This is a genomic window from Streptomyces boluensis, assembly GCF_009908195.1.
Taxonomy (GTDB): Bacteria; Actinomycetota; Actinomycetes; order Streptomycetales; family Streptomycetaceae; genus Streptomyces; species Streptomyces boluensis.
Map to the genome: position 1 here is coordinate 1 of NZ_JAAAHS010000273.1, position 10,520 is coordinate 10,520.

At 73.1% G+C, this 10,520-nt stretch carries 12 protein-coding genes; 6 read left to right on the plus strand and 6 right to left on the minus strand.

The genetic code is table 11. The annotated features are described in order from the left end of the window. Nucleotides 1-171: 171 nt before the first annotated feature. Nucleotides 172-612, minus strand: a complete 441-nt coding sequence (locus GUY60_RS26980) for a nitroreductase family deazaflavin-dependent oxidoreductase (protein WP_161702358.1) — start codon at nt 610-612, stop codon at nt 172-174. Nucleotides 613-640: 28 nt separating this feature from the next. Continuing rightward, nucleotides 641-1,393, minus strand: coding sequence for an aspartate/glutamate racemase family protein (locus tag GUY60_RS26985; protein WP_223178739.1), 753 nt, complete (start codon nt 1,391-1,393; stop codon nt 641-643). Between the two features lie 88 nt (nt 1,394-1,481). Between GUY60_RS26985 and GUY60_RS26990 the strand changes: the two genes are divergently transcribed. Further along, a complete protein-coding gene (locus GUY60_RS26990; protein WP_161702360.1) occupies nt 1,482-1,823 on the plus strand; it encodes a VOC family protein in 342 nt (113 codons plus the stop codon). A 4-nt stretch (nt 1,824-1,827) separates the two neighbouring features. Here GUY60_RS26990 and GUY60_RS26995 read toward each other — a convergent pair whose 3' ends face one another. Next, entirely contained in the window at nt 1,828-3,798 is a 1,971-nt protein-coding gene (locus GUY60_RS26995; RefSeq protein WP_161702362.1) for an ABC transporter ATP-binding protein, read from the minus strand. 159 nt (nt 3,799-3,957) lie between these two features. Here GUY60_RS26995 and GUY60_RS27000 point away from each other — a divergent pair, with 159 nt between their 5' ends. Beyond that, on the plus strand, nt 3,958-4,773 hold the full coding sequence (locus GUY60_RS27000; protein ID WP_161702364.1) for a crotonase/enoyl-CoA hydratase family protein: 816 nt from the start codon (nt 3,958-3,960) through the stop codon (nt 4,771-4,773). A gap of 30 nt (nt 4,774-4,803) precedes the next feature. On the opposite strand, the gene GUY60_RS27005 is transcribed toward GUY60_RS27000, so the two are convergent. Beyond that, entirely contained in the window at nt 4,804-5,205 is a 402-nt protein-coding gene (locus tag GUY60_RS27005) for a hypothetical protein (RefSeq protein ID WP_161702366.1), read from the minus strand. Between the two features lie 17 nt (nt 5,206-5,222). Further along, a complete protein-coding gene (locus tag GUY60_RS27010) occupies nt 5,223-5,852 on the minus strand; it encodes a LysE family transporter (RefSeq protein WP_161702368.1) in 630 nt (209 codons plus the stop codon). 138 nt (nt 5,853-5,990) lie between these two features. Between GUY60_RS27010 and GUY60_RS27015 the strand changes: the two genes are divergently transcribed. Continuing rightward, a complete protein-coding gene (locus GUY60_RS27015; protein ID WP_161702370.1) occupies nt 5,991-6,920 on the plus strand; it encodes a LysR family transcriptional regulator in 930 nt (309 codons plus the stop codon). Nucleotides 6,921-6,927: 7 nt separating this feature from the next. On the opposite strand, the gene GUY60_RS27020 is transcribed toward GUY60_RS27015, so the two are convergent. Further along, nucleotides 6,928-7,707, minus strand: a complete 780-nt coding sequence (locus GUY60_RS27020) for a sulfite exporter TauE/SafE family protein (RefSeq protein WP_161702372.1) — start codon at nt 7,705-7,707, stop codon at nt 6,928-6,930. A 494-nt stretch (nt 7,708-8,201) separates the two neighbouring features. On the opposite strand from GUY60_RS27020, the gene GUY60_RS27025 reads away from it, so the two are divergent. The 3 genes from GUY60_RS27025 to GUY60_RS27035 all read left to right on the plus strand — a co-directional run. Then, nucleotides 8,202-9,236: an SPFH domain-containing protein gene (locus tag GUY60_RS27025; RefSeq protein ID WP_161702374.1), complete on the plus strand. Its 1,035-nt coding sequence runs from the start codon at nt 8,202-8,204 to the stop codon at nt 9,234-9,236. After that, nucleotides 9,233-10,111 (plus strand): hypothetical protein, encoded by an 879-nt coding sequence (locus GUY60_RS27030; protein ID WP_161702376.1) that lies wholly within the window; start codon nt 9,233-9,235, stop codon nt 10,109-10,111. The genes GUY60_RS27025 and GUY60_RS27030 overlap by 4 nt, the downstream gene beginning before the upstream one ends. Before the next feature lie 194 nt (nt 10,112-10,305). Next, on the plus strand, nt 10,306-10,520 hold a 215-nt coding region (locus GUY60_RS27035; RefSeq protein WP_187370134.1), incomplete at its 3' end, for an alkaline phosphatase family protein.

Here is a 10,520-nt window from a genome sequence, read left to right on the forward strand (position 1 = left end):
GACCGGGCGTGGGTCCCGGTGGGACGGGGTCGGGGATCGGGTGCGTCATGGGGAACTCCTCCTCGGTGCACGCGTTCCCGCGTGCGGCGGGTCCACGCGTGCGGATCCGGGCACCACAAGCCACCCTCGGCGCCACGGACCCGCCGCGCAACAGCAACAGAGCGTGACCGCTCAGTCCGCCGCCACGCGCCGCAGCCGCACCACGGGAATGTCCCGCGAGGTCTTCTTCTGGTACTCCGCGTACGGCGCGAACAGCTCGACCAGGCCGGGCCAGACGCGGGCCTTCTCCTCGGGCGTGAGCGGCTGCGCGTGGGCGGCGAACCGCTCCGCGCCGACCTGCAGCCGCACATCGGGTTCGTCGAGCAGGTTCAGATACCACTTCGGGTGCTGTTCCGCGCCGCCGTACGAGGCGACGATCAAGTAGTCGTCGCCGTCCGTGCCGTAGATCAGGACCGTACGCCGCCACTGACCGGTGCGGCGGCCGCGGTAGTCGAGCAGCAGGCAGGGCGCGCCCTGGATGGTCGCGCCCCGGGTGCCGCCCGACTCGGCGTACCGCCTGGCCTGTTCGGCGACCCAGCCGGTGGGGCTGATCACGATGTCGTCCTGGCTCATCCGCGCACCTCCTCAACTCTTCGGAGACTCATCGGCCTTCGGCGCCGGCCTCTACTCTCTCAACGCCCTTACCCCCGCCGTCTGTTCCCTCGACCGGCTCCGCCCCGGCGACGAGTCCGGCGGCGAGCCCGGCCGCCGCGCGGAGCCCGAGGCGCGGGCTCGCGAGGACCGGCAGGCGGGTCGCGGCCCGGTCGGCGGCACCGGCCATGGACGCCTGCGCGAGCACGACCGCGTCGGCCCCGGTGACCGCGTCCACGGCCTGCGCCACTGCGGCGAGGAACCCGTCCCGGTCCCCCGCCTCGAACCGCTCCCAGGCGCCGGGCACGAGCGTGGTGCGCACGTCGACGGGGCGGCCGGCGCGTACCGCCTCCTCCTCGATCAGCGCGGCCGTCGGCCCGAGCGTGCTGGCGAGCGCGGCGACGACGGTGATCCGCGGGCCCACCGCGACGGCCGCGGCCGCCATCGGCCGGTCGACCCGCAGCACCGTCACCCCGGCGGGACCGGCCTGCGCCTCGGCGACGGCGCCCAGGGTGGAGCAGGTGCAGAGCACGGCCCGCGCCCCGTCGGCGGCGGCCCCCGCGAGCAGCGCCCGTACGTCCGCGGCGACCGCGTCCGGCCCTTCGGCCCTGGCCCGGTCGAGCAGCGGCTCGTGGACGAGGTGGCGCAGGGCGAGGCCGGGGTGGCTCTCGTCCCTGAGCCGGTCGAAGACGGGGACGTGTACGGGCGAGGTGTGCAGCAGGGCCAGGTGCGCGGGGTGTGCGTGCGGGGGTGCGTCGTTCATCGGGCCAGTCTCCCGCCCGCGCCGTCCGCGTCCGGCCCGGCCCCCTTCGGCCGGGCGGGACGCGGACGCGCTCCCTACGATGGTCGGCATGGAACTCGCCCTGTTCGCCGGTATCCCGGTCTCCGACTACGCGAAGTCCCTCGACTGGTACGAGCGGCTGCTCGGCGGCCCGGCCACGTTCTACCCGAACGACGTCGAGGCCGTCTGGCAGCTCGCCGCGAACCGCTCGCTGTACATCGAGGTGCTGCCGGACCGCGCGGGGCACGCCCTGCACACGGTGTTCGTGGCCGACTTCGACGACCGCCTCGCCGCGATGGCGGAACGCGGTCTCACCCCGGCTGTCATGGAGACGTACAAGAACGGGGTGCGCAAGGCGACGTTCCGTGATCCGGACGGCAACGAGATCGGGTTCGGCGGCAACCCGGTCTGAGGGTTCACCCCTGCGGGACCACCGAGTCGGACTGGTCCTGGGACTGGTCCGGGGACGTCAACAGCACCTTGTCGGACGGGAGTTCAGGCTGCCCCGTGGTCCGCCCCGTGGGCTCCTGCTCGGCGAACTGGGTCCGGTGGAGTTCCGCGTACCGGCCGTCGGCGGCGAGGAGTTCCTCGTGCCGTCCGCGTTCGACGATCCGGCCGTCCTCGACGACGAGGATGAGGTCGGCGGCGCGCACCGTGGAAAGGCGGTGGGCGATGACGACGGCGGTGCGGCCGGCCAGAGCCTCGCCGAGGGCTTCCTGGACGGCGGCCTCGGAGGTGTTGTCCAGGTGGGCGGTGGCCTCGTCGAGGATCACCACGCGCTGGCGGGCGAGCAGCAGCCGGGCGATGGTCAGGCGCTGGCGTTCGCCGCCGGAGAGCCGGTAGCCGCGCTCACCGACGACGGTGTCGAGGCCGTCGGGCAGGGACGCGATCAGCTCGTCGAGGCGGGCCCTGCGCAGCGCCTCCCACACCTCGTCCTCGCTCGCGCCGGGCCGGGCGAGCAGCAGGTTGGCGCGGACCGACTCGTGGAAGAGGTGCCCGTCCTGGGTGACCATGCCGAGGGTGGCGCGTACCGATGCGGCGCTCAACTCCTTTACGTCCACGCCCCCGAGACGTACGACACCGGAGACGGTGTCGTAGAGCCGCGGCACGAGTTGGGCGATGGTCGACTTGCCGGCGCCGGACGAGCCGACGAGGGCGACGGTCTGGCCGGGTTCGGCGCGGAAGGAGATGCCGCGCAGGACTTCGGCGCCGCCGCGGGTGTCGAGGGTGGCGACCTCTTCGAGGGAGGCGAGGGAGACCTTGTCGGCGGCCGGGTAGCCGAAGCGGACGTCGTCGAACTCCACGGCGGCGGGCCCTTCGGGCACGGCGCGGGCGTCGGGCTTCTCCTCGATCAGCGGCTTGAGGTCGAGCACCTCGAAGACCCGCTCGAAGCTGACGAGGGCGCTCATCACCTCGACGCGGGCCCCGGCGAGTGCGGTCAGCGGCGCGTAGAGCCTGGTCAGGAGCATGGCGAGGGCGACGACCGCACCCGGTTCGAGGGAGCCGCGCAGGGCGAACCAGCCGCCGAGTCCGTAGACCAGGGCCAGCGCGAGGGCCGAGACCAGGGTGAGCGCGGTGATGAACACGGACTGCGCCATGGCCGTACGTACGCCGATGTCACGCACACGACCGGCGCGGGCGGCGAACTCCTCGGACTCGGCGCCGGGCCGCCCGAACAGCTTGACCAGGGTGGCGCCGGGCGCCGAGAACCGCTCCGTCATGCGGGTGCCCATGGCGGCGTTGTGGCCGGCGGCCTCCCGCTGGAGCCGGGCCATGCGGCTGCCCATGCGGCGGGCTGGCACGACGAAGACGGGCAGCAGCACCAGGGCGAGCAGGGTGATCTGCCAGGACAGGGTGAGCATCACGCCCAAGGTGAGCAGCAGCGTGGCGAAGTTGGCGACGACGCCGGACAGGGTGTTGGAGAAGGCCCGCTGCGCCCCGATGACGTCGTTGTTGAGGCGGCTGACTAGGGCGCCGGTTCTGGTGCGGGTGAAGAACGCGACGGGCATGCGCTGCACATGGTCGAAGACCGTGGTGCGCAGGTTGAGGATCAGGTCCTCGCCGAGGCAGGCGGAGAGCCAGCGGTTGAGGATCCCGAGCCCGGCCTCGGCGACGGCGATCAGGGCGATGAGCACCGCGAGCCGCACCACGCGTCCGGGTTCGGCGCCTCCCACGATGGCGTCGACGACATCCCCCGCGAGTACCGGCGTCGCCACGGCGAGCAGCGCGGTGACGACGCTCAGCAGCACGAACTGCGTGATACGGCGCCGGTGCGGCCGTGCGAAGGCGCCGATGCGGCGCAGGGTGGCGCGGGCGAAGGGTCGTTTGTCCTGCTGCGCGGTCATCACGCTGTGCAGTTGGGTCCAGGCGGTGGTTTCCATGCTCATGGAGAGGACGGTAGGACCTCAAGCAATGTTGAGGTCAAGGGATTGTGTGAAGTGGCCACGAAGGAAGAAGTCACCGACACGTCTACGATGCCGGCCGGGGCTGCGATCGACCGGCCCACCGCCTGAATACCCGCCCCTCATAAGGGAGTTGACCCGTCGATGTCATCCGAGACCGCGCCCGGCGCGGCCGCCGTACGGACCGAGCGCACCGGTGCCGTCACCACCGTGATCCTGTCCCGGCCCGAGGCCCGCAACGCCGTGGACGGCGCGACCGCCGTTCAACTGGCCGATGCCTTCCGGGAGTTCGACGCCGACCCGGAGGCGTCCGTGGCCGTGCTGTGGGGTGCGGGCGGGACGTTCTGCGCGGGCGCCGACCTGAAGGCCGTCGGTACGGAGCGCGGCAACCGGGTCGCGGAGGACGGTGACGGCCCGATGGGTCCGAGCCGGCTGCGGCTGAGCAAACCGGTGATCGCGGCGGTGAGCGGGCACGCGGTCGCGGGCGGGCTCGAGTTGGCGCTCTGGTGCGACCTGCGGGTGGCGGAGGAGGACGCGGTCTTCGGGGTGTTCTGCCGGCGCTGGGGCGTGCCCCTGATCGACGGCGGTACGGTCCGGCTGCCCCGGCTGATCGGGACGAGCCGCGCTCTGGACCTGATCCTCACCGGCCGCCCGGTGCCCGCCCGTGAGGCGTACGAGATGGGGCTCGCGAACCGGCTCGTGCCCCCGGGCGAGGCACGCGCGGCGGCCGAGGCGCTCGCGGCCGAGCTGGCCCGCTTCCCGCAGGACTGCCTGCGCAGCGACCGGGCCTCGGTCCTCGACCAGGAGGGGCGGTCGGAAGCGGAGGCGATGCGGGGCGAACTGCGCTACGGGGCAGGCGTGTTGGAGAAGTCGCTGGAAGGCGCGGCGCGTTTCGCGTCCGGGGAGGGCAGGCACGGCGCCTTCGGCCGGTCCGAGGGCGGCGGCACGTCGGCACGGTGACCCGGTGCCCCGGTCCCTGGCAGCGGCCGGTCAGGGCAGCAGCACCCAGTCCGCGGCGAGGGCGGCGACCAGGCCCGCACCGAGGACCCAGCTGCCGAGCCGGGTGCGGCCGCGGCGGCTCAGCTCGATGACGATGCCGCAGAGGATGAGCAGCAGCCCGTACACGCCGACGACGAGGACGGAGGACCGGCTCGCCAGGCGGACGGCGAGCACCGCGGCGGCGGCGACCATGAGCACGGACGCGGCGGCTATGCGGAGGCGGCGCGCCTGCCACGGGGCGAGCCCGGACCGCTCCGGCTCCTCCTCGCCGTCCAGCGGGGCGGCGGCTTCATCCGGCTCCGCGGGTTCGGGCGTCTCACCACTCTCACCTGCGGTGTTCTCGTCCGGCGTGGCCGTACCCCGCTCGTCCCGCTCTTGATCAGATGCGCTCATGGCGTGGATCGTAGCCGCTACCCACCGAGCACCGTCCCCGCACCCAGGGCAAGGATCAGGCCACTGGACACCAGGGCTGTCACGGACTGTCCGCGCGGGCCCGTCAGCGCCCGGCCGAACACCGCGCCGCCGGCCGCGAGGAGGATCTGCCAGCTCGCCGACGCCAGCACGATGGCCGCCACGTAGGCGAGGTCCTCGGCCGACGTCGTACGTTCCTGTGCCTGCCGGCCGAGAATGAGCGCCACGAAATAGAGGGCGGGCCACGGGTTCAACGCGGTGAGGCCGAAGAAGAGGAGATAGGAACGCAGTGGTTTCAACTCCCGTTCGAGCGGCGGCACTTCGGCCCGTTTCCCCGTACGTGTGCGAAACGCGGTGCGGCCGACGCGTACCGCCAACGCGGCCAGGACGGCGAAGGCCACCCAGCGCAGCGCTCCGGCGTACGGGCGCACCGTCACGGCGAGCGCGGCGCCGCCCAGGACCGCGGCCACCGCGTACAGCGCGTCGGCCGTGGACGCGCCCAGGGCGGCGGCGAAGCCGGTACGGAAGGAGGTACGCGCCGTCATGTTCACCATGAGGACCGCGACCGCGCCGACCGGAACGGCGAGTCCATATCCGGCCCACAGGCCGGCGAGCACGGATTCGTACATGCTGAATTCCCTTGATTCCGCCGGGTGATGCCGGGTGATGCCGGGTGATGGGGGCCGATCGGGGCGAACCCATTCTTGGGCCGCCGGGCCAAGGGAATCCATCGACGATTTCCGCACCGTACCGTTCACAGGAGCCGCATGATCGACCCCCGCCTGCACACCTTGCGCGTCCTGCACGCCCAGGGCACCGTCACGGCCACCGCCGCGGCGCTGCATCTGACGCCGTCGACGGTGTCCCAGCAGTTGCGCCTGCTCGCCGCCGAACTGGACGTGGAGCTGCTGCGGCCCGAGGGGCGCCGAGTGCGGCTCACGCCCGCCGCGCTGACCCTGGTCGCGTATGCGGACGGGCTGCACGCGCGGTGGGAGGAGGCCGAGGCGGCGCTCGACCGGCACCGTTCGGGCGCCGCCGGGCACGTCCGGGTGTCGGCCGTCGGGAGCGCCCTGGCCGCGCTCGTGGCCCCGGCCCTGCGCGCGTTGCGTACCGAAGTCCCGGATATCACCTGCCAGTTGACCGAGGACCCGGGCGAGGACCGGTCGTCGCTGCTGCTCACCGACCGCACCGACATCGCTGTGGTCATCCCCGCACCCGGCGACCCGCTGCCGGACGAGGCGCGGGTGGAGCGGTGGCCGCTGCTCACGGAGCCCCTTGACCTGCTCGTCGCCGACGGCCACGCCTTCGCCAGCCGGGACGAGGTGGAGCTGACGGAGGCCGCGGCGGAGACCTGGATCCGGGCCGGTGACCTTGCCGACCAGCATCCGCTGCTCCTGCACGCCGCCGCGAGCGCCGGGTTCACGCCGCGTCTGGCCCACGGGGCGGTCGACTGGTACGCGGTCGCCGCCCTCGTGGGCAGCGGCCACGGCATCTGCCTGCTGCCCCGGCTCGCGCCGCTGCCCGCCGGGCTGTTGGTGCGGCGCGTTCCGCTGGCCGGGCGGCACACGCCGACCCGGAGCCTGGTGGCGTGCGTACGGCGAGGGAGCGCGGGGCAGCCGGTGATCGCCCGCACCCTGACGGCCCTTGAGACGACGGCGCGGGAGACCGCGCGGGCCTGGGAGCGGGGCTCTCGGTGAACACCCGTCAGCGGAGCAGCAGTTGCAGCCCGCCGAGAATCGTCGCGCCGATCACGAGGCGTTCGAATACCCGTTGGTCGATCCGGTCCACGCAGAGCTTGCCGAGGTACGCGCCCGGCAGGACGAAGAGGACCATCGCGGCGTCGAGCAGCAGGGAGCGCGCGTCGATCAGGCCGAGGCCCACGCTGAAGGGCACCTTGAAGCTGTTGACGATGAGGAAGAACCAGGCCGACGTGCCCAGGAAGCCCAGTTTCCGGAAGCCCGCGGAGAGCAGGTAGAGGGAGAGCACGGGGCCGCCCGCGTTGGCGACCATGGTGGTGAACCCGCCGAGCACGCCGTACGAGCGGGCCTTGACCCGTCCCGCGCGGGACCGCAACGAGGGGGGTTCCGCGCCGCGGTCGCCGTTCTTCGCGTCCCGGCCCGCCGCGCGCCGCCGGGCCATGGTGACCGCCGCCATGAGCAATAGGATCGCGCCGATGGATGTGCGTACGGCCCGGTCGTCGGCCCACATCATGAAGACGACGCCGAAGACCACACCGAACGCGACGGCCGGGAACAGCCGCCACAGCGTTGGCCAGTGTGCGTGCCGCCGGTAGGTGAGCACGGCGAGTACGTCGCCCGCGATGAGGATGGGCAGCAGCACTCCGGTCGACTCACGCGCGGGCAGCACGGCCGCGAAGATCGCGAGGCTGACCGTGTTGGCCCCGCTCACGGCGGTCTTCGAGAAGCCGACGAGCGCCGAGGCCACGGCGAGGGCGGCCAGTTCCCACAGGGTGACGGTGTCCATACCGAGAACAGATGGTACGGCCAACCAACTGGCGTACGCAGCAAGCGCGATGGCGCCGCCGTACCGCCACGGTGGCCGTCGCGCTGTTGTTCGCCGTTCGCGCGACGGCCACCGGCGGCGCCATGCCCGGCAGGCCGCCGCCGGGCATGGCGCGAATGGCCCTCCCCCGACGGGGGGACGAGGGAGGGCCGCGCTCGGGCACGGAACGGCCGGCTGACTCACCGACAAGTCAGCCGACCGACGCGTGCCGTACCGGACCATCGTGCCTGCTCGTGCGGCCGGTCAGCGCCTCTGGGGCGTTACTCCGTATACCGAAATCCGGCAGTGCGGCTCGGGTCCGTATACGTAGCCGGGACGGAACACGTGTACCTAGCACCGGGCCGCACACCCTCATGTCGTCTTCTTGACGAAAACCCCTGCGTTTCTTTATGGTCTATCTGACCAATAGTTCGGCGGGACGGTCACCGGCGCCCGCCACGACGATCGGGGATCCCATGGCCGACATCACCCGCCGCTTCGGCTGGCGGCACCTGCGTTCGGCGCCGACCGCGCACATCCGGCACCACCGGGGCGGACAGCTCGCGCACGACGGGACCGGACTGAGCTTCTGGTACCGCTCATTGACCGCCGCGCTCTCCGAAGTGCCCGTCAACGACCGGGAGTTGGAGATGACGTTCCACGCGCGGACCTCTGACTTCCAGGACGTCACCGTGCAGGCCACCGTCACGTACCGGATCAGCGACCCGGCCGCCGCGGCCGGGCGGCTCGACTTCTCCGTGGACCCCGACACCGGCCAGTGGCGCGGCGCGCCCCTCGAGCAGTTGGCCACCCTGCTGACCGAGACGGCGCAGCAGCACGCCCTCGACGTGCTCGCCCGCACCACCCTGTCCGCGGCCCTGGTCGACGGGGTCGCCGCGGTGCGCGAGCGGATCACCGGCGGGCTCGGCCGGGAACCGCGACTGCCCGCCACCGGCATCGAGCTCGTCGCGGTACGGGTGGTCGCGATCCGCCCGGAGGCCGAGGTGGAGCGCGCGCTGCGCACCCCGGCGCGGGAGGAGATCCAGCAGGAGGCGGACCGGGCCACGTACGAGCGGCGGGCCGTCGCGGTGGAGCGGGAGCGTGCCATCGCCGAGAACGAACTGGCCAGCAAGATCGAACTGGCCCGCAGGGAGGAGCAGTTGGTGGAGCAGCACGGCACCAACGCGCGCCGTGAGGCCGAGGAGAACGCCGCCGCCGACAAGGTGCGCGCCGCCGCCGAGGCCGCCCGCACGGTACGGCTCGCCGAGGCGGAGGCCGCCGCGGCCCGCGAGGTCGGTGACGCGCGGGCGCACGCGCAGAGCGCCTGGCTGCGCGCGCACTCCGAGGTGGACGCGGCCACGCTCAGCGCGCTCAACGCGGGCCGGCTCGCGGAGAACCTGCCGCGTATCGACAGCCTGACGATCTCGCCGGACGTCCTGACGGGCTTCCTGGAGCGGCTCGGCCACGGCGGCCCCGGTGCGGGTACGGGCACGCGGGGTGAGCGGCGATGAGTCTCGCGCCGCGCGCCGTCCTGGTCCACCGCACCACCGAGTACGAGGAGTTGCTCGCCCGGCACGGCACGCACGGGCAGGCCGCGTACTTCCTCGGCTCGCGCGGCCGGGACATCGCCGAGGTCGCCGAGCGCCACCACCGGACGCTGCGGTCGCTCGCCGAGGTGGCGGCCGCGGTGCCGTCGACCTGGCGGCAGGCCCGGGTGGAGCGGGCCGACCTGGACCGATTCCTGTTCGCGCCCGAGGATGTCGTGGTGGTCGTCGGCCAGGACGGTCTGGTGGCCAACGCGGCGAAGTACCTCGACGGGCAGCCGGTCGTCGGCATCGACACCGATCCGGGGCGCAACCCCGGCGTGCTCGTACGCCACCGGGCCGCCGACGCCGCCAAGTTGCTGCCCGCGGCGGCCACCGGGCGGGCCGCCGTGGACGCCCTGACGATGGTCGCCGCGGTCGCGGACGACACGCAGCGGCTGCTCGCGCTCAACGAGGTGTACCTCGGCCCGCCCGGCCACCAGACCGCCCGCTACCGCCTGGGCGGTGAGGCGCAGGCGTCGTCCGGTGTGCTCGTCGGGACCGGCACCGGCGCCTCGGGCTGGCTGCGTTCGCTGTGGCTGCAGCGCGGCAGCGGGCTCGGCCTGCCGGGGCCGACGGAGCGGCGGCTCGCGTGGTTCGTACGGGAGGCGTGGCCCTCGCCCGTCACCGGGACCGCGCAGGTCGAGGGTGTGCTCGGCCCGTCCGAAGCCCTGTGCCTCACCGTGGAGTCGGAGCGGCTCGTCGCGTTCGGGGACGGCATGGAGGGGGACGCGCTCGACCTCACCTGGGGGCAGACGGTCCGGATCTCCGTCGCGGACTCCGCACTGCACCTTGCCGGTTGACCTCGACCCATCAGCTCGACGCACAGCTCGCCCCGCGCCCTGACCCACAGCCTGACGACTCACAGCTTGAGCCACAGCTTGGCCCACTGGTCACACAAGTGACACCTACCGTCCTCTTGACCTGGCCCCTCTTCGGGCACTCCACTTGACTTGTCCAAACAAGTGCCCCTACTCCCGCAGAGGTCCCCCCACCCATGCCTGAACTCAACCGCCGTCGCTTCCTGCAGATCGCGGGCGCCACCGCCGGCGCGGCCGCGCTCACCGGCAGCATCGCGCGGGCCGCCGCGATCCCCGCCGCCCGCCGCACCGGCACCATCGAGGACGTCGAGCACATCGTCGTCCTTATGCAGGAGAACCGGTCCTTCGACCACTACTTCGGCGCGCTCAAGGGCGTGCGCGGCTTCGGTGA